Annotated in this window: 15 protein-coding genes; 11 read left to right on the top strand and 4 right to left on the bottom strand. The window is 41.3% G+C overall.

Features of this window, described 5'->3' with window-relative positions:
* The first annotated feature begins 13 nt into the window (after positions 1-13).
* The 6 genes from VK541_RS22700 to VK541_RS22675 all read left to right on the top strand — a co-directional run bounded on the left by VK541_RS22700 (position 14) and on the right by VK541_RS22675 (position 7,428).
* The gene (locus VK541_RS22700; protein WP_324372854.1) at positions 14-754 is read left to right on the top strand and encodes an isoprenyl transferase; all 741 of its coding nucleotides are present in this window, start codon (positions 14-16) and stop codon (positions 752-754) included.
* Between the two features lie 63 nt (positions 755-817).
* Positions 818-3,385 carry a BamA/OMP85 family outer membrane protein gene (locus VK541_RS22695; RefSeq protein WP_414692640.1) on the top strand — a complete coding sequence of 856 codons (2,568 nt, stop codon included), beginning with the start codon at positions 818-820 and terminating at the stop codon, positions 3,383-3,385.
* Between the two features lie 17 nt (positions 3,386-3,402).
* Positions 3,403-3,933 (top strand): OmpH family outer membrane protein, encoded by a 531-nt coding sequence (locus VK541_RS22690; RefSeq protein ID WP_324372853.1) that lies wholly within the window; start codon positions 3,403-3,405, stop codon positions 3,931-3,933.
* 45 nt (positions 3,934-3,978) lie between these two features.
* On the top strand, positions 3,979-4,548 hold the full coding sequence (locus tag VK541_RS22685; RefSeq protein ID WP_324372852.1) for an OmpH family outer membrane protein: 570 nt from the start codon (positions 3,979-3,981) through the stop codon (positions 4,546-4,548).
* A gap of 31 nt (positions 4,549-4,579) precedes the next feature.
* The gene (murI, locus tag VK541_RS22680) at positions 4,580-5,449 is read left to right on the top strand and encodes a glutamate racemase (protein ID WP_324372851.1); all 870 of its coding nucleotides are present in this window, start codon (positions 4,580-4,582) and stop codon (positions 5,447-5,449) included.
* A gap of 77 nt (positions 5,450-5,526) precedes the next feature.
* Positions 5,527-7,428, top strand: a complete 1,902-nt coding sequence (locus VK541_RS22675; protein WP_324372850.1) for an amidophosphoribosyltransferase — start codon at positions 5,527-5,529, stop codon at positions 7,426-7,428.
* A 78-nt stretch (positions 7,429-7,506) separates the two neighbouring features.
* Here the strand turns inward: VK541_RS22675 and VK541_RS22670 are convergent, their stop codons facing one another.
* Entirely contained in the window at positions 7,507-8,133 is a 627-nt protein-coding gene (locus VK541_RS22670) for a LysE family translocator (protein ID WP_324372848.1), read from the bottom strand.
* Positions 8,134-8,326: 193 nt separating this feature from the next.
* Between VK541_RS22670 and VK541_RS22665 the strand changes: the two genes are divergently transcribed.
* From VK541_RS22665 to VK541_RS22650, 4 genes are read left to right on the top strand one after another with little or no spacing between them, the layout of a single operon-like run.
* The gene (locus VK541_RS22665; RefSeq protein WP_324372846.1) at positions 8,327-8,779 is read left to right on the top strand and encodes a dCMP deaminase family protein; all 453 of its coding nucleotides are present in this window, start codon (positions 8,327-8,329) and stop codon (positions 8,777-8,779) included.
* Positions 8,780-8,787: 8 nt separating this feature from the next.
* Positions 8,788-10,317 carry a glutamine-hydrolyzing GMP synthase gene (gene guaA, locus VK541_RS22660; protein WP_324372845.1) on the top strand — a complete coding sequence of 510 codons (1,530 nt, stop codon included), beginning with the start codon at positions 8,788-8,790 and terminating at the stop codon, positions 10,315-10,317.
* The gene (locus VK541_RS22655; protein WP_324372844.1) at positions 10,274-11,509 is read left to right on the top strand and encodes an amino acid ABC transporter substrate-binding protein; all 1,236 of its coding nucleotides are present in this window, start codon (positions 10,274-10,276) and stop codon (positions 11,507-11,509) included. The genes guaA and VK541_RS22655 overlap by 44 nt, the downstream gene beginning before the upstream one ends.
* Positions 11,506-12,669 carry an RsmB/NOP family class I SAM-dependent RNA methyltransferase gene (locus VK541_RS22650; protein ID WP_324372843.1) on the top strand — a complete coding sequence of 388 codons (1,164 nt, stop codon included), beginning with the start codon at positions 11,506-11,508 and terminating at the stop codon, positions 12,667-12,669. The genes VK541_RS22655 and VK541_RS22650 overlap by 4 nt, the downstream gene beginning before the upstream one ends.
* A 22-nt stretch (positions 12,670-12,691) precedes the next feature.
* Here VK541_RS22650 and VK541_RS22645 read toward each other — a convergent pair whose 3' ends face one another.
* The 3 genes from VK541_RS22645 to VK541_RS22635 form a co-directional block, all read right to left on the bottom strand.
* Positions 12,692-13,261 carry a MarC family protein gene (locus VK541_RS22645; RefSeq protein ID WP_324372842.1) on the bottom strand — a complete coding sequence of 190 codons (570 nt, stop codon included), beginning with the start codon at positions 13,259-13,261 and terminating at the stop codon, positions 12,692-12,694.
* A gap of 93 nt (positions 13,262-13,354) precedes the next feature.
* Positions 13,355-15,052, bottom strand: coding sequence for an amino acid permease (locus VK541_RS22640; protein WP_324372841.1), 1,698 nt, complete (start codon positions 15,050-15,052; stop codon positions 13,355-13,357).
* Between the two features lie 135 nt (positions 15,053-15,187).
* Positions 15,188-17,488: a sodium-translocating pyrophosphatase gene (locus VK541_RS22635; RefSeq protein ID WP_324372840.1), complete on the bottom strand. Its 2,301-nt coding sequence runs from the start codon at positions 17,486-17,488 to the stop codon at positions 15,188-15,190.
* 326 nt (positions 17,489-17,814) lie between these two features.
* Between VK541_RS22635 and VK541_RS22630 the strand changes: the two genes are divergently transcribed.
* Positions 17,815-19,227, top strand: a complete 1,413-nt coding sequence (locus tag VK541_RS22630; protein WP_324372839.1) for an APC family permease — start codon at positions 17,815-17,817, stop codon at positions 19,225-19,227.
* The last annotated feature ends 89 nt before the right edge of the window (positions 19,228-19,316 follow it).

Genomic DNA, 19,316 nt, shown 5'->3' with positions numbered 1-19,316 from the left:
TTGCACCAAATTAATGGGATTTAAAGAACAACTCGATATCAATAAGCTGCCTCAGCACATTGCCGTAATCATGGATGGTAATGGCCGATGGGCGAAAAGCCAGGGTAAAATCAGACACTTCGGGCACGAAAGCGGTGTGCTTTCAGTCAAGGATATTGTGGAAGGCTGTGCAGATATAGGCATCAAATACCTTACGGTCTATGCGTTTTCGACTGAGAACTGGAACAGGCCGGCCGAAGAAGTAGACGCTTTAATGGAATTGCTGATATCAACCATTAACCAGGAAACAGCCACACTGACTAAAAATAACATCAGACTTAATGCCATAGGCGACATCGCTTCACTTCCGCAAAAATGCATTGATGATCTGAAAAGTGCCATGGAAAAAACAGCTGATAATACCCGTTGTACGTTAACCCTCGCACTGAGTTACAGTTCCAAGTGGGAGTTGGTCACAGCGGCAAAAAAACTTGCGCAGCAAGTGATGGATCAAAAGATAAAAATAGAAGAAATTGATGAAAAAAGTTTTGCAGCTCAGTTGACCACATTTGATATGCCCGAGCCCGAGCTGATGATCAGAACAAGCGGCGAACATAGAATCAGTAATTTCCTGTTATGGCAAATGGCCTATACAGAACTTTATTTTACTGATACACTTTGGCCGGACTTCAGAAGAGAAGATCTTTTTGAAGCCATAGTAGACTACCAAAAACGCGAAAGACGATTTGGTAAAATTAGTGAACAGTTGAACTAATTTGACTTTTAACACTTTTTAACATGTGTTTAAATTAACTTAGCATCGATTTTTTAGATTTAAATGAAAAGAATATACCAACTTATATTTATGCTATTGATAGGCTTACCTGCTATGGCACAAATTACCCGTCCTCAGACCAATCCGACTCCCCCTTCTTTAAAAGTAAATGGTTTGGATCTGGATTACTTTAATCCTAAAGAATACATTATTGGTGGAACAACCTTAAGCGGAACAAAGTTCATAGAAAAAGACGTAATTATAACTTTATCAAAGCTGATAAAGGGAGAGCGGGTCATACTTCCCGGAGAAGCTACCTCCAATGCAATTAAAAATCTATGGGCGCAGGGACTATTCGATGATGTAGAGCTAAATATAGAAAAGATCGTAGAAGACACGGTGTATTTTGATATTAGTGTCGTAGAGCGACCCCGTTTGGGGTCTTTCGAGATCAATGGTGTCAGCAAATCACAAAAAACAGATATACTCGAAAAACTGAACGAAAAAAGCGGCAAATCGATCATCAATGATAACCTCTATAATACGACTACTGCTACTATAAAAAAGTACCTGCTGCAAAAAGGGTTCTTTTTTACGTCTGTTGATTATAAGACCAAGCCGGATCCAACTATTGAAAATGGGATGATCTTAGAGGTTTTTGTCAATAAAGGCAGAAAGGTAAAGGTGCATGAAGTAAACTTTACAGGTAATAAGGACTTCTCTTCGGCTAAGCTGCGTAAGTTTATGAAAAAAACCAGACAGCAGGCATTTTACAAGATATTTGGGTCAGGGAAATTCAGTAAGGAGAAATACGAGGAAGATAAGCTAAAACTGATCGCTAAGATGAAAGAACGCGGATACATGGATGCCGTAATATTAAAGGACAGCGTGTATCAGTACAATGAAAAATCTGTTGGCGTTAAGATCGATCTGTTTGAAGGTCCGAAATATTATTTTGGTAATATAACCTGGGCAGGTAACGCTAAATATACCACGGATTATTTGGAAAAGGTTCTGGGCATAGAAAAAGGCGAGGTTTTCAGTGATGAAAAATTAGAAAAGAAATTGCGGGGCAGTGCCAATGGAGACGACGTTTCCAGCGTTTATCTTAATGATGGTTATTTGACGTTCAATATCGATCCGATACAGAATAAGATTCATGGCGATACTGTAGAAGTGGAAATGCGAATTTATGAAGGCCCTCAATATACAAACAACCGCATTACTGTAAAGGGTAATACCATCACGAATGACAGGGTTGTTTTGCGCGATGTGCGTACTAAACCGGGAGAGAAATTCTCTAAAGATCTGTTAATCCGTACGGTTCGTGAGATCGGTCAGCTGGGTAATTTTGATGAATCGAAAACAGTGCCTACACCAAGGCCTAATCCTGCTGACGGAACTGTTGATATAGAATATGCGGTTGAAGAAAAACCATCAGATCAGGTGGAATTGTCAGGCGGTTTTGGTGGCGGTAATATTATTGGTACCCTCGGATTGACCTTTAATAACTTTTCCCTGCGAAATCTGTTTAATCTTGATGCTTATAAGCCCTTGCCAAAAGGTGACGGGCAAAAATTGAGTTTAAGAGGGCAAACCAACGGGAAATATTACCAGTCTTACAGCTTTTCATTTTCTGAGCCATGGCTTGGGGGTAAGAAACCTGTTAGCTTTGGCGTAAGTGCCTTTACCTCATTGCAGTCTAATGGCGGAACAAGTTATTACGGCACCATTGATCCTTCAAGCAATGAGTATTCAAAAATCCGTTTGAATGGTGTCACAGTTAGTTTGGGAAGAAGATTAAACTTCCCTGACAACTATTTTCAATTGAGCCACTCGATTAACATACAGCAATATATCTTAAATAATTATCCTGGATACTTGTTTAGTACAGGCACGTCATACAATTTTAACTTAACCCAGGAACTGAGCCGGGACTCAAGAAATTCGCCTATTTTCCCGACCGAAGGTTCAATCTTTAAATTTACGATACAGGCTACTCCTCCTTACTCATTGTTAAATAACATTAACTATGCAACAGCACCGGACAAACAGCGTTATAAATTTACCGAGTACCATAAGTGGAAGTTTGAAACACAATGGTTCCAAAGACTAGCCGGAAAGTTTGTAGTTAAAGCACAAGCTCAGTTTGGTTTCCTTGGATCTTATAATAAAGCGGTTGGTCAGTCGGCATTTGAACGTTTTAAATTGGGAGGAGACGGTATGCAGGGATTTGATTTCTTGCAGGGTTCGGAACTTATAGCTATGCGTGGTTATTCAAACAATTCAGTAATTCCGGTAGGATCAAACCCAGGAATCGCCCAAAGTTCGGGAAGTCCTATTTTTACAAAATATGTGATGGAATTGAGATACCCGGTTATTGCAAGCCAACAGGCTACTGCCTTTCTTGTGGGTTTTGCTGAGGCAGGTAACACCTGGAATAATTTTGGTGATTTTAATCCTTTTAACGTTAGACGTTCGGTAGGTTTGGGTGCAAAAATATTTTTACCGATATTCGGCTTACTGGGTATCGATTATGGTTACGGATTTGATAATATTCCTGGTCTGCCGGATGCAAACAAAGGACAGTTTCACTTTAGTATTGCCCAGCAACTTGGCGGTTTTAATTAATTTTAATGCTTGAAAGAATGAAAAAATATATTTTAATAGGTTTGTTGTTTTTTACCGGGTTAGGTGCGTTTGCCCAGAAGTTTGCCTATGTGGATACTGAATATATCCTCAAGCATTTACCAGAGTATAAATCTTCGTTGAATCAGTTGAACGTTTTATCTGAACAATGGCAGCAGCAGGTTGATAATAATTTTACTGAAATTGACAAAATGTATAAGGCATATCAGGCTGATCAGGTTTTGTTGACTGAAGACATGCGGAAACGCAGGGAGAACGAGATCATTGAAAAAGAAAAGCAGGCAAAAGATTTTCAGCGTAAAATATTTGGGCCGGACGGTGATCTTTTCCAAACCAGAACGAAATTGTTAAGTCCGCTGCAGGATAAAGTGACCAAGGCGATCGGGGAGATAGCCAAGGCCAAATTTCTGGACTTTATTTTCGACAAAAGCAGCGAGGCCACAATGATGATCTATGCCAGCAGCAGTTACGATGTAAGCAATGATGTGATAACAAGACTGGGATATAAGCCGGGATCGGTAATAAAGTAAACATACAAGGGGATAAATTAAAAACAATTATTAAGAAAAATAGAGATGAGAAAATTAATGAACGCATTTTTTATAGCCGCAGGATTATTGTTTTCTGCTAACATTGCGAATGCACAACAAAAATTGGCGCACTTAAATTCCGCGGATATCATTCAGGCAATGCCGGAAGTTAAAACCGCGCAAGCAACACTGGAGACCTTCAGAAAAACAAAAACTACCGATATTGACAAGATGATTGCTGAATATCAAACTAAGCTTCAAGCGGCACAGGCGAAGGAAAAAACAAGAAGTGAAGCTAACAAGGAGGCCGTTGATAAGGAATTGCAGACTGCGAGTATAGACTTGCAGGATCTTCAAAAACGAATTGAAGATGCTAGAGGTAAAGCACAGCAGGAAATGGAACAAAAAAATGCTGAACTATTTAATCCTATACAGGTAAAAGCTGATGCTGCAATTAAAGCGGTATCTAAAGAAAAAGGATATGCCTATGTATTTGATACAGCTAATCCTGCTTTGGTCTACTTTGACGGGGGTGAGGACATCACTGCTTTAGTAAAAACAAAATTGGGTATTAGTGCGACTGCAGCTGCTCCTGCTGCGGCTCCAAAAAAATAATTAAAATTAAAATTTTAAATTGCGGGACTGAATGATAAAATTCAGTCCCTTTTTTAATATGAGCGTTGGACAATCTATTGGTATTTTTGATTCAGGTTACGGTGGTTTAACTGTGTTCAAGTCAATAGCAAAGAAACTGCCTCAGTACAATTACATATATTTGGGTGACAACGCACGTTCTCCTTATGGAGATCATTCTTTTGAAACGGTATATCAATATACTCTCGAATGTGTGGAATGGCTTTTTGCCCAGGGTTGCCCCCTTGTTATCCTTGCCTGCAATACGGCATCAGCAAAGGCTCTGAGGTCGATTCAGCAAAGAATACTTCCTGTTAAATATCCCAACCACAGAGTACTTGGTGTTATCAGGCCAACCGCAGAGGTTGTCGGTAATTTTACAAAATCAAAAACCATTGGAATATTAGGTACGAGGGGTACCATTAATTCAGAGTCTTACCTTATGGAGATAAATAAGCTGTTTCCAGAAATTAATGTACTTCAGCAGAGTTGTCCGATGTGGGTGCCATTGGTGGAAAATAATGAACACCTTGATCCGGGCGCGGATTATTTTGTAGAGAAATACATCAGTGAGATCATGGCTAAAGATGAACGCATTGATTGCTTGCTTCTGGCCTGTACACACTATCCCTTGCTTATTCCTAAAATAAGAACTTTCCTTGCCGATGATACAGTAACTCTTTTAGGTCAGGGTGATATTGTGGCAGATAGTCTGTTTAAATATCTTCGAAAGCATACAGAAATCGTCCAAAAACTGGGCCAAGAGGCAAAACGTAACTTTTACACGTCTGGTGATCAGGTATCTTTTGATAAACACGCTTCTATTTTCTTTGGTTCAGATGTGTCTTCCCGACATATAAACTACAATTCCAACCAATTATAATCTGAATGAAAGATTCTATTTCTTTCTAGGTTCTGATTATTTTTAACGGTAAATTTGCGGCTCAAACAACACACTTAATGAGTGACTCAATAAAACATGAATGCGGTATAGCCTTTATCCGCCTTTTAAAACCTCTCTCATACTACCAGGAAAAATACGGGACTGCACTTTATGGATTGAACAAGCTTTACTTGTTGATGGAAAAGCAGCACAACCGTGGGCAGGACGGAGCAGGGATTGCAACCATTAAATTAGATGTAAAACCTGGTCATCGCTACATTAGCAGGTACCGCTCAATGGCCCAAAATGCTGTAGCAGATATTTTTGGCTATGTGCAAAGCAAATTTGTTGACATTCAGAATGAGAAACCGGAATTAATGCTGGATACTGAATGGCTGAAATCCAATGTGTCTTTTATCGGCGAAGTATTGCTGGGCCACCTCCGTTATGGAACACACGGCAAAAACAGCATTGAAAATTGCCACCCTTTCCTTCGCCAAAATAACTGGATGACTCGTAATCTGGTGATCGCCGGAAATTTTAACATGACCAATGTAGATGAGTTATTGGAGCAGTTGTATGAATTGGGACAACATCCGAAGGAACAGGCGGATACCGTAACAGTTTTAGAGAAGATAGGCCACTTTTTGGATGATGAAAACCAAGAGTTGTTTGATGAATACAAAAAAGAAGGACTTGATAACGTACAGATCACACAAAAAATCTCTACGAATCTAGATATCGCAAAGATCCTGAGACGTTCTGCAAAGAATTGGGATGGAGGCTACGCCATTTCCGGTATTGTTGGAAACGGTGATGCTTTTATCCTGCGTGACCCCTCAGGTATCAGACCTGCATTTTATTATCAGGATGACGAGATCGTAGTTGCAGCATCAGAAAGACCAGCTATACAGACTGCTTTTAACATTGCATTCAGAGATGTTAAAGAAATTCAGCCCGGTCATGCACTAATCGTTAAAAAGGATGGAACGGTTAGCCAGGAAATATTTAGGGAGCCTGAGGAAAAGAGAGCATGTTCTTTTGAACGGATTTATTTTTCAAGGGGTAGTGACGCAGAGATTTATAGAGAAAGGAAACACCTTGGTGCGCTGCTTTGCAAACAGATACTCGATGCTGTAAGTGCAGATCTGAAAAATACGGTATTCTCATTTATCCCCAATACAGCTGAAGTTTCTTTTTATGGAATGGTTGAAGGCCTTCATGCCTACATAAGAGCCGTCCAGAAGGACACCTTATTGCATCGTAAAGACAGTTTGACGGATGAGCAACTGGACGAATTACTTTCTATGAATCCGAGAGTAGAGAAGCTGGCTATTAAAGATGTGAAGCTGAGAACTTTTATCACCCAGGATGCGGACAGACAGGACATGGTAGCCCATGTTTATGATACCACGTATGGGGTAATCAAAAACAATACTGATACATTAGTAGCAATTGATGACTCAATTGTTCGTGGCACAACACTGAAGCAGAGCATCATTAAGATCATAGACAGACTGCATCCAAAAAAGATCATTATTGTTTCATCAGCGCCGCAGATCCGCTATCCTGACTGTTATGGTATTGATATGTCTAAAATGGGTCAGTTTGTTGCATTTGAAGCGGCTATCCAACTACTTAAGGTAAGAGGAATGGAACATATCATAGAAGAAGTATATCAAAAATGTAAAGCCTCGCTATTATTGCCCAAAGAAGAGATTATAAATCATGTGAAGGATATTTACAGGCCGTTTAAACAGCAGGAAATCTCCGCCCAGATCACGAAGATCATCACACCTGAAAACATAAACGCAGAAGTGGAGGTGATCTACCAAACATTGGATAACCTGCATGTTGCCTGTCCTAATCACACGGGAGATTGGTATTTTTCTGGTAATTACCCTACTCCCGGAGGAAATAAGGTAGTGAATAAAGCATTTGTAAACTGGAAAGAAGGCAGCAACCAAAGGGCCTATTAGTATCATTTCCAATCACTAAAACATATTAGCCCTGTTATCTTTTGATAACGGGGGCTTTTCATTTAGAAGACAACTGATTTAGGAATAATGCTTAAGGGCAACCTGGATAAAAAGCCGGATGGCAAAGATCAATATCACTGCGCCGGCGATCCGGTTTAAGTTTTGGATGGTTTTCTCTTTTATCCGATAACGAAGTTTGGCGGCATAGTAGGTCTTAAAGCAGTCGACAGATAGCTGAGTCGTCATTGCGACAACAAAGAATACAATTTTTTCTGCCATATCGTAATGCAATTGGACTGATATAATACCTCCAACCATTATCCAGAACATGAGTGTAGACGGGGATAAAAGGCACATCAGGAATCCCTTTACGATATACCCCCTTTTTTTAATTTTTATCGCTTCAGAGATATCGTAACTGACTTTGACCTTGTTAAAAAGATAATAGCTGCCAATGCCTAAAAGGAATAGTCCTCCAATGATTCCGATATACTGATTGTATTCTGAGTTATAATCTACAAACTGAGAGCTGAATATCGTCAGAGAGATAAAAATGATGTCACTGAAAACCACTCCAATAGCGAGAGAAAACCCAGCCTTAAAGCCTCTTTCTATACTCGTTTTTATCATGGAAAAAAATACAGGACCCGTTAAAAACGAAAATAAAATACCCGCACCTATCCCTTGTAATATTGCTTCAAACATTCAGTTCCTCGTATATTAATATGCTAATATGCAATTTTAAACATAAACAACCTTCATTTTTTGCTCGTTTTATTGCACATACATTAACTCCTGTTAATGTATAAATATTACACTTTAGCTTATAGTTTTTTTTATTTATGTTTAGCCACTAAAAATCATTTTTAACTAATGTTATGAGCGAAGGGACTATTAGATGAAGAAGCCAAGTTTTACCGATATCTATATGAATTTAGCAACCGACCTTGCCGCCCGTTCCCATTGCGTGCGGGCACATGTTGGTGCCGTACTGACCAAAGATACCCGGATCATTTCCATTGGTTACAACGGCCCGCCTGCAGGCACACACAATTGTGATGAGGAATGGCCGGAAACAGGATGCTCCCGGGATTCAAAGGGCAGCTGCTCACTTGCACTCCATGCAGAAGAGAATGCGATTCTTTACGCTGTAAAAAATGGTTCTAAAATAGCAGGATCTACGCTGTATACCACACTTTCGCCCTGCATTGCATGTGCAAGATTAATCCTTTCTTCAGGAATTAAACGGGTATATTTTAAAGATTCTTATGCGGAATACAAAGGGCTTGTAAGTGATGAAGGTGTAGATTTTCTACGCAGATTCGGCGTGGAAGTGCTGAAGTTTTCTTAACTTTGGCCATGCAAGAAAAAATCATTATTCTCGATTTTGGTTCCCAATACACACAATTAATTGCCCGAAGAGTACGCGAGTTAAACGTTTATTGCGAAATACATCCTTTTAATAACATTCCTGAAATTTCTTCAGACGTTAAAGGCATCATTTTTTCAGGTAGTCCATATTCAGTACGCCAGGAAGATGCCCCTCAAATAGATCTTAAAAGATTCCATAATCAATATCCTGTACTTGGTGTTTGCTATGGCGCACAATACATGGCTCAGCATATGGGCGGTGAGGTACAGCCATCATCAACCAGGGAGTATGGAAGAGCCAATCTGAATTTTATAGCGACCGGCAATAAGTTATTTAAAAATATCAGCCTCGATTCCCAGGTCTGGATGTCACATGGTGACACGATCACAAAAATACCCGAAAACTTTGAGCTGATTGCCAGCACAGACAGCGTGAGAGTTGCAGCCTATCAAATAAAAGATTCTGAAACTTACGCCATACAATTTCACCCTGAAGTAACGCACAGTACAGACGGTAAGCAGCTTTTGGAGAATTTCCTGGTAGACATCTGCGGATGCAAGCAGGAATGGACACCGGACGCTTTTGTAGAAACAACAATATCCGCCCTTCGTGAAAAACTGAGAGATGACAAAGTGGTACTTGCACTTTCAGGAGGAGTAGATTCCAGCGTCGCTGCGATACTTCTTCATAAAGCCATTGGCAAAAATCTGCATTGTATCTTTGTAGATAATGGCCTGCTGCGTAAAGATGAATATGCAGGGGTACTGGAACAGTACAAGCACTTAGGACTGAACATTAAGGGGGTTGATGCAAAGGACCGGTTCCTAAGCCAGCTTGCCGGTGTTAAAGACCCTGAATTGAAACGTAAAGCCATAGGCCGGGTATTCATTGAGGTCTTTGATGATGAGGCACATGAAGTTCAGGACGTGAAATGGCTTGCACAGGGTACAATTTACCCTGATGTCATCGAATCGGTTTCGGTTAAGGGACCTTCTGCAACCATAAAATCGCACCACAATGTAGGTGGACTGCCGGATTTCATGAAACTGAAAGTAGTCGAACCATTGAATACACTTTTTAAAGATGAGGTAAGAAGGGTGGGACGATCTCTGGGTCTTGAAGATTTTATCATAGGCCGTCATCCTTTTCCTGGTCCTGGTTTGGCCATCAGGATCCTGGGAGAAGTTACTGCTGAAAAGGTAGCAATCCTTCAGGAGGCAGATGCCATTTATATCGGTAATTTAAAGGAAGCAGGACTATACGACAAGGTCTGGCAGGCGGGAGCAATTTTTCTTCCCGTGCAGTCAGTTGGAGTAATGGGCGATGAACGCACCTACGAAAACGTGATCTGTTTACGTGCAGTTGAATCTGTAGATGGAATGACCGCAGACTGGTGCCACCTTCCTTATAACGTACTTGCAAAGATTTCTAATGAAATAATTAACAAAGTAAAAGGAATTAACCGTGTGGTATATGATATTAGCTCAAAACCACCTGCTACCATTGAGTGGGAATAGATATTGCCTGATCTTTTTTGCCGGATTGTTTTTGTCTGCCTGCTCACCTAAGGTTACAAACACACCTGCCAAAAAAACAGAGCCTGTGAAAACCGAGGAAAAGAAAGCAGAGAAATCTGCTGCCAAATTTTCACAGGCTAACATCACTTTGTTAATACCTTTCCGGTTAAATGAGATTAATCTTAAAACCGCAACAAAGGCTGATGTAGAAAAGTCTGCCATGGCTATCGATTTCTACCAGGGCTTTAAGATTGGTGTCGATTCAGCGGCTGCAATGGGCCTTAATTTTAAACTCAATGTCTACGACACCCGGGACAACAACACACAGGTTGCCGGATTAATTCAAAACGGGGGACTGAGCGCTTCGAATTTAATCATAGGCCCGGTTTTCCCACAGGGCCTGAAATACATCAGGAATTATTCAGTGGAAAAACACATCCCTGTAATTAATCCCCTCGCGGCAACACACCCCGATGAGTTTAACAATCCAAACCTGATCTCAATAGCCAACAACATTGACCTCCATATTGGTAAATTGGGAGACTTTATCACCAAAAGTTACAATACAGCAAATGCCGTGGTAGTACTGATCAATCCGGGAAGTCCGGAGGATGAGACTATGGGGAAGCCAATCAGAACATATTTTTCCACTGCAAAAAAGCAATTTCTATTTCAGGAATATAGCTCGGTATTTAACATGGAATTAAAGCTGATCAAAAATAAAAAGTATGTGGTTATCGTATGTTCACCAGACCGGAATTTCGTCATTCCAACGTTGGATAAACTGGTAAAACTAAAGAACGCAAGATTGTTAGACCTGGATCTGTTCGGCCATCCTGACTGGATCAGGCAAAACTACAATACTGATAAATTGCAGGCTTTACGCACTACAGTCACGTCGTCATATAAGGTAGATTATACCAGCGCTACCGTAAACGAATTTATCAGGAAATACAGATCATCATTTCATTTTGAACCTGGAGAATATGCTTTTAAAGGTTTTGATATCGGGTTTTACTTTGCCACCTTATTAGCTCAGCACGGAAAGGAATATTTACAGTATCTTACAAAAGTAAAGTATAAAGGGCTGCACAATAGTTTTTCCTTTATTCAGGATGAGAAGCTGGGTTATATCAATACAAGTCTGATGCTGCTGCGTTATGAGAATTTTGCATTAAATATAGTGGAATGAGGGTAGAGCACCAGATTAGGGCATTTCAGCAAATTTTTAAAAGTTACGATGGGCTGATGCCATTGCACCGTTTTCTTTTTGGTTATTTTAAGCGGAACAAGGAGATGGGGTCTTCAGACCGGCGCTGGGCTACAAGATATATCTATAGTTTTTTCCGGCTGGGGAAAGCACTGCCTGATGCAGATCAGATCCTGCGACTTGCAGTGGCTGATTTCCTGTGCAGCCAAACGATGAGCCTGGTCATTGAAGACTTATTGCCTGATTTAAAAGACCGCATAAGCCTTACCGTAAAAGAAAAGATAGCCTTAATCAAAAAGAATTATCCGGAATTTCAGCTGGCTGATGTATTTGGCTTTAAGGATATCCTGAGTGAAGGCATTGCGCTCCCCGATTTATATGAGTCTTATTTTACACAACCTGATCTCTTCCTGCGAATAAAAGCCAGTCATATTCAGCAATTTGCGGAAACGCTCAAACAACACGATGTCGATTTTACGCAGCTTACCGGGACGACTCTGGCACTGCCAAATGGCACCAAACTGGAACACTTAATGCCAGATCAGAAACATTACCAGGTTCAGGACCTGTCGTCCCAAAAAACAGGCGTTTTTTTTGAACCCGCGAGCTGGGATTACTGGTGGGACTGCTGTGCTGCATCCGGCGGGAAATCCCTGCTTCTTCATGATCTTGAACCAAAAGTCCAGCTTTTGGTTAGTGATGTAAGGGAAGACAGCTTAAATAACCTTGATGAGCGCTTTCAGGAGGCGGGAATAAAAAAATACCAAAAGAAAGTTTTGGATCTTCTGCAGAATAATGATCCGGATCTGCATCATTATGAATTTGACGGAATAATCCTTGATGCCCCCTGTTCAGGTTCAGGCACCTGGGGCCGCACACCTGAAATGCTTTACTACTTTGACGACCATAAGATTGCTTATTTTTCAAAGCTGCAAAAGGCGATAGCAGGCAATGTCGCAAAGTACCTTAAAGAAGGTAAACCCCTGATCTATATCACCTGTTCAGTTTTCAGGCAGGAAAATGAAGATGTTGTCGCCTGGATCGAGGAAAATCTCCCATTAAAACTGGAGAAGTCAGAAGTGATCAAGGGGTACAATGATAAGGCAGACACCATGTTTGCAGCCCGATTTATTAGGCAATAATTTGCTATTCAGAAACAGTCTTTTACAGACCCGTATTGTTCCTGAACAGCTTAATCGCTATGGCGAGCAGAATAATTCCAAAAGCTTTCCGTAAAATGCTCAGACCTGACTTACCCAGGAGTTTCTCCAGTCGATTGGTGTTTTTTAATACCAAATACACAAAAATCATATTGATAACAATTCCTACGATGATGTTTTGCGTCTCGTACTCCGTTTTTAAGGAAAGCAAAGTGGTCATGGTTCCAGCTCCCGCAATTAACGGAAAAGCCAAAGGTACAATAGATACTGTTTCGTGAACATCTTCCTTAAATATTGTCAATCCTAAAACCATCTCCATCGCAATGAAAAAGATTACAAAGGATCCTGCAATAGCAAATGATTCCACGTCCAGACCGATGATCTTTAACAAAGTCTCGCCTGCAAAGAGAAAAATGATCATCAGCAGTGCTGCTACCAGCGTTGCTTTCTCCGATTGAATGTGACCGCCGGCCTTTCTTCTAAGCTCAATGACGACAGGAATAGAACCCAAAATGTCGATGATCGCAAAAATAACCATCGTGCACGACAAGATCTGACTGAAATTAAATTTCATAAAGTTAGTTTAGCCCTCAAAGGTACAGTAATATAAACCATAAAAAAAGCCACTCCTGGAGTGGCTTTTAAAATATACGAGACAATTAGACCTCTATTTTGGTTGGATCTGATTCGATGTTGATGCGCGGTAAGCATATAAAATGAAATGTGCTATAGCGAATATCAATGAGAAATAATATAACCCTGTATCCGTGCCGTCTGTGATGTTATGATGTATCAGTGCTACTATGATCAGCAATACAGCCAATACCAGCCCTACATAAGAAACCACCTTTGTACTGTTTGCAAGGGTTGTTTTGAGGTTGTCAGACAGGAAACTGTTTTTGATGCCATAGAACAGGTATACGTTGATACCAATGATCATCCATACCAATAAACGGACCCAGGTATCAAGCGGGAGGAATACCATCATTCCCAAACAAACTAAAATACCTAAAACAGGTATGAGCGGTACCAAAGGTACTTTAAATGCTCTTGGCAGATCAGGCATACGCTTTCTCAGGATCATCACACCGATACAAACCAGGATGAAGGCAAATAAAGTACCTATACTGGTCATTTCACCCACAACACGGGCTGGAACAAACGCAGCAAATAAACTGACGAATACCATGAACAAGAGATTGCTCTTTGCCGGAGTGCTGAATTTAGAGTGCACATCTGAAAAGACTTTAGGAAGCAAACCGTCCTTGCTCATGGAGAAGAACACCCTTGATTGTCCTAATAGCATGACTAAAATAACCGATGCGTAGCCACCTAAAATGGCAAGAATGATGGCTTTATTTAACCATGGATAAGCAGGGGTTACTATACCGGCAGCATCTTTAGCACCCATATTGTCAATTGCAACCGCAACCGGCGCAATACCGTCCTGGCCTTTAAACAAATCGTAATTTGCAACCCCGGTCATGACGTGGGCGAAAAGGATATATAATATGGTACAAATAAACAAGGAAACGAGAATACCGATCGGCATGTCTTTTTTAGGATTTTTAGCTTCCTGAGCTGCTGTAGACACTGCATCAAAACCAATATAGGCAAAGAATACAATTCCAGCAGCCCTAATGACCCCGCCCCATCCGTGTGTAAATAAACTTTCATGACCCGGTTTGTCGGCAGGTATGAAATATGGCGAGTAATTATCAGCGTTGATGTATTTCCATCCTAAAAATATAAATATAAAAACGATCACAACTTTAACAGCCACAATAATGCCGTTGATAAATGCAGACTCGCTGGTTCCCCTGATCAGTACGAGGGACATCAGAACGATGATGAATACAGCTGGCAAATTGAACATGCCCGAAACCACAGTCCCATCCATTAGGGTTGCAGTGTCAAAAGGAGACATAGTCACCTGCGCCGGCAAATGAATATCGTAGTATTCCAGAAACTTGACCAGGTACCGGCTCCAGCTGATGGAGACCGTAGCAGCACCCACCGCATACTCAAGTACCAAATCCCAGCCTATGATCCAGGCCACAAACTCGCCCATGGTCGCATAAGAGTAGGTATAAGCACTACCGGCCACAGGGATCATTGAGGCAAATTCCGCATAACACAAACCAGCGAAGGCACAGCCAACAGCGGCAATGATAAATGAAATGGTAATAGCCGGTCCTGCATTATTGGCGGCCGCTGAACCTGTGATGGAAAACAAACCTGCGCCGATAATTGCACCGATGCCCAGAGCGACAAGATTTACGGGCCCGAGCGTCCGCTTCAGCGTACCTTCTCCGCTTTCCGTAGCTTCTTTGGTGAGCAAGTCAATTGACTTTCTGAAATTCATAAATTCTAAGTTTAGTTAAAGTTTTTCTATAGTGCCGCTTAATTTATATTTAGGTACCAAACCTAAATAAAATATATCTAAAAATAAAAGGGATTTCTTTTCAAAATCCCTTTTATTTGGTAACAATTCCAGTTTTTATTGAGTGGTCAGGCTTTCACTGACTGCCTTTTCTGTTTTTTCATTCAGATCAGCTGCTTTTTTAACTTTAATTTCTTTTAAAGAACTGCTAATTGCAGCGATTTGTATATGCTTACTGCTTTCCGGCTTTACAGCTGCCACATTATTTACAGAAACTGCAATATAAGGCGCAATAACCAGTGAAACGATAGACATTAGTTTGATCAGAATGTTCATGGATGGCCCTGAGGTATCTTTAAACGGATCTCCGACAGTATCTCCGGTCACAGAAGCTTTGTGCGGTTCAGATTTTTTATAGTGCATTTCCCCATTAATCTCTACACCTTTTTCAAATGATTTTTTAGCATTATCCCAGGCACCGCCTGCATTACTCTGGAAAATTCCCATCAGCACGCCTGATACCGTAACACCTGCAAGCAGGCCTCCCAGTATTTCTGCCGAACTTACCGACGGAAAAACACCTTTAAATCCGAAACCCACTATGATAGGAACCAAAAGTGCAATCGCACCCGGCAGCATCATTTCCCTGATAGAGGCCTTGGTAGAAATGGCCACACATTTTTCGTATTCAGGTTTGGCTTTGTATTCCATAATTCCCGGGATCTCACGAAACTGACGGCGGACTTCCTGTACCATATCCATTGCAGCTTTACCAACAGCAGCGATACACAGTGCCGAGAAGATGAAAGGAATCATGGCACCAACAAACAATCCCGCCAAAACAGGAGCTTTATAAATGTCAATAGCCGAAATACCCGCAACACCCACGAATGCAGCAAATAAAGCCAGTGAAGTCAATGCTGCAGAAGCAATGGCAAATCCTTTACCAGTAGCGGCAGTCGTATTTCCCACAGCATCCAGGTTATCTGTACGCTCACGCACTTCAGGAGGGAGCTGGCTCATTTCAGCAATACCACCGGCATTGTCAGCAATAGGTCCAAAAGCATCAATCGCCAGCTGCATAGCAGTTGTGGCCATCATACCTGCCGCAGCTATTGCTACACCATATAAACCCGCAAAAGCATAAGAGAAAATAATACCTCCGGCCAAAACTAAAATGGGGGCGACAGTAGATTTCATACCTACCGAAAGACCACCAATAATGTTGGTTGCATGTCCTGTTCCAGACTGCTGGATGATGGAATTTACCGGGCCTTTGCCCATTGCAGTATAGTACTCCGTAATGATACTCATCAACGTACCGACTACCAGACCAACTATGATCGCATAGAACACATCAATACTGGTAAAATCAACACCACGCAAATGGAGGTTTGAAGGCAGCATCCACATTACAATAAAATATGATGCGATGGCAGTAATGACGATCGAGCCCCAGTTGCCCAGGTTTAAAGCAGTCTGTACGTTAGAATCCTCTCCCTTGATGCGGACAAACCAGGTTCCTACAATGGAAAACAAAATACCCAGTCCGCAGATCACCATAGGCAACAGTATAGGGGACATACCACCAAAATTATCTGCGGCTACAATTTCCTGCCCCAGCACCATAGTCGCCAATATCGTTGCCACATAAGACCCGAACAAATCGGCACCCATTCCTGCCACGTCACCTACATTATCACCCACATTATCAGCGATAGTTGCCGGGTTGCGCACATCATCCTCCGGGATACCTGCTTCAACCTTACCTACGAGATCGGCACCCACGTCGGCAGCCTTGGTATAGATACCACCACCCACACGGGCAAAAAGTGCAATGGATTCAGCCCCCAGTGAAAATCCGGTTAGCACTTCAATTGCCGTCCTCATTTCCACACTGTTAGCCGATACCACATTAAATACCTGGAGAAAAACAATAAACAAACCGCCGAGACCCAAAATAGCCAAACCAGCTACGCCAAGACCCATTACGGTACCACCTGTAAAAGAAACCTTCAAGGCCTGTTTTAAGCTTGTTCTGGCAGCTTGTGTTGTCCGTACATTTGCTTTGGTAGCCGCTTTCATGCCAATATAACCTGCTGTTGCAGAAAATACCGCCCCGATAATAAAAGCAATGGAAATGATCCAGCTGGAGTGCAATTGAACACCGTTTACCTCGTGAATAGTTCCTGAATAGGCCAGCAAAGCCGCTGTAAATACTACAAAAATACTAAGGACCCTCCACTCAGCCTTTAAAAAAGCCATTGCACCATCAGCTATATAGCCGGCCAGTTCCTGCATATTTTTGTCGCCTGCATCCTGTTTGTTTACCCATGCACTTTTAATAGCCATCACCAGGATGCCTATTAAACCCAGTACAGGGATAAAATAGATTAAATTGTTTTGTAAAAACTCCATATGTTGATATTCTCGTTTAGTTTCTTCTTAAGTTCTGGTTTATAATCTGGTTAGTATCCCCTTTATCTTTCAAAAAAGACGCTTAGCCGTTATATCAGGCAAGTGGGGGTTTGCAAAAATAAGCGTGTTTATGTAATTACCAAATTTTTCAGCGTTTCATTGCAATATTTATTTAACAGATCTATCCGGAGCAATATACATTTATAAAAGTATTTTTCAGAGATGTATACAAATGCTTACCAAGTTTTATTTAAGTTTAAATATATTAGCATCATCCGACTATGCATAACAATATTTGATTCCTTAAAAAAACCAACCATACCAACATGAAAGAAGAAACTCAAGATGGCTCTTTTAAAAGAGAACTTGGACTGTTAGACGGGACTATGCTAGTTGTAGGTTCCATGATCGGGTCAGGGATATTTATCGTCAGTGCCGACATTGCCAGAAATGTGGGTTCAGCCGGCTGGCTTATCCTAATTTGGGTCCTTACGGGGGTAATTACCGTTATTGCAGCCGTTAGCTATGGCGAACTGAGCGCGATGTTTCCAAAAGCCGGCGGACAGTATGTTTATTTAAAAGAAGCCTACAATAAACTGATCGCTTTCCTGTACGGATGGAGCCTGTTTGCGGTGATCCAGACCGGCACGATAGCAGCGGTAGGTGTGGCCTTTTCCAAATTCGCGGCGTATTTGTTTGAACCTTTCAGTGAGAACAACATCCTCTGGCAATCCGGAGATTTTAAATTGCACGCTGCCCAGCTTGTTTCTATTGTGACCATTGTTTTACTCACCTACATTAACAGCAGAGGGGTTAAAAATGGTAAATTACTCCAGACCTTCTTAACCATTATAAAAATAATGTCCCTGCTTGGCCTAATTGTATTTGGCTTTATGCTGGGTGCTAAAACAGAAATATGGAATGCCAACTGGACAGATGTATGGACGCCAAGGTCCTTCAGCCCGGAAACATTACAATGGAGTGCTATCGGTGGATCTGCCTTGCTTTCAGGAATTGCTGCCGCTATGGTGGGTTCAGTGTTTTCTGCTGATGCCTGGACGGGTGTTACTTTTATTGCCGGCGAGATTAAAAATCCTCAGCGTAATGTTGGTTTGAGCTTGTTCCTGGGTACGTTTATAGTAAGTGTGATTTATATTCTGGCAAACCTGATGTACCTTGCGGTATTGCCGCTGGATTCAATTACCACAGCTAAATCGGACCGTGTGGCGGTCGTTGCAGCACAGTATATTTTTGGAAACGCCGGAACAATTATTATTGCGGTGATGATTATGATCTCCACCTTTGCCTGTAATAATGGTTTGATCATGGCGGGGGCCAGAGTATATTATACCATGGCAAAAGATGGCTTATTCTTTAAAAGGGCGGCTAATTTAAACCGTTTTGATGTACCCGAATGGGCATTGTGGATTCAGGGACTTTGGGCGTCCGCTTTATGTTTAACAGGCCGTTACGGCGATTTACTGGATTTCGTTGTTATTATTGTATTGATATTTTATATCCTGACCATTTACGGGATCTTTATCTTAAGAAGAAAAATGCCTGATGCAGAACGTCCGTACCGGGCTTTCGGATACCCAGTATTGCCTCTGTTTTATATTTTAACCGCTACTGCCTTGTGTATTCTTTTGCTGATCTATAAGACCAGTACCTGCGGATGGGGTGTCCTCATCATGCTCATCGGCATACCGGTATATTACCTCACCAAGCAAAAGGACTAAAAAAAAAGCTTTACCAAAACGGTAAAGCTTTTTTTATATCAAACATTTCCTTGTTTATTTAAAAGAACTGATGTCCACTATTTTGTCGC

Source organism: Pedobacter sp. (assembly GCF_035317785.1).
GTDB lineage: Bacteria > Bacteroidota > Bacteroidia > Sphingobacteriales > Sphingobacteriaceae > Pedobacter.
This window is presented reverse-complemented; position numbering and strand designations above follow the sequence as displayed.

Bases quoted from the DNA above. Each gene is read 5' to 3' on its own strand.
- VK541_RS22700 (WP_324372854.1), top strand. From the start codon at position 14: ATGGGATTTAAAGAACAACTCGATATCAATAAGCTGCCTCAGCACATT.
- VK541_RS22695 (WP_414692640.1), top strand. From the start codon at position 818: ATGAAAAGAATATACCAACTTATATTTATGCTATTGATAGGCTTACCT.
- VK541_RS22690 (WP_324372853.1), top strand. From the start codon at position 3,403: ATGAAAAAATATATTTTAATAGGTTTGTTGTTTTTTACCGGGTTAGGT.
- VK541_RS22685 (WP_324372852.1), top strand. From the start codon at position 3,979: ATGAGAAAATTAATGAACGCATTTTTTATAGCCGCAGGATTATTGTTT.
- murI (WP_324372851.1), top strand. From the start codon at position 4,580: ATGATAAAATTCAGTCCCTTTTTTAATATGAGCGTTGGACAATCTATT.
- VK541_RS22675 (WP_324372850.1), top strand. From the start codon at position 5,527: ATGAGTGACTCAATAAAACATGAATGCGGTATAGCCTTTATCCGCCTT.
- VK541_RS22670 (WP_324372848.1), bottom strand. From the start codon at position 8,133: ATGTTTGAAGCAATATTACAAGGGATAGGTGCGGGTATTTTATTTTCG.
- VK541_RS22665 (WP_324372846.1), top strand. From the start codon at position 8,327: ATGAAGAAGCCAAGTTTTACCGATATCTATATGAATTTAGCAACCGAC.
- guaA (WP_324372845.1), top strand. From the start codon at position 8,788: ATGCAAGAAAAAATCATTATTCTCGATTTTGGTTCCCAATACACACAA.
- VK541_RS22655 (WP_324372844.1), top strand. From the start codon at position 10,274: ATGATATTAGCTCAAAACCACCTGCTACCATTGAGTGGGAATAGATAT.
- VK541_RS22650 (WP_324372843.1), top strand. From the start codon at position 11,506: ATGAGGGTAGAGCACCAGATTAGGGCATTTCAGCAAATTTTTAAAAGT.
- VK541_RS22645 (WP_324372842.1), bottom strand. From the start codon at position 13,261: ATGAAATTTAATTTCAGTCAGATCTTGTCGTGCACGATGGTTATTTTT.
- VK541_RS22640 (WP_324372841.1), bottom strand. From the start codon at position 15,052: ATGAATTTCAGAAAGTCAATTGACTTGCTCACCAAAGAAGCTACGGAA.
- VK541_RS22635 (WP_324372840.1), bottom strand. From the start codon at position 17,488: ATGGAGTTTTTACAAAACAATTTAATCTATTTTATCCCTGTACTGGGT.
- VK541_RS22630 (WP_324372839.1), top strand. From the start codon at position 17,815: ATGAAAGAAGAAACTCAAGATGGCTCTTTTAAAAGAGAACTTGGACTG.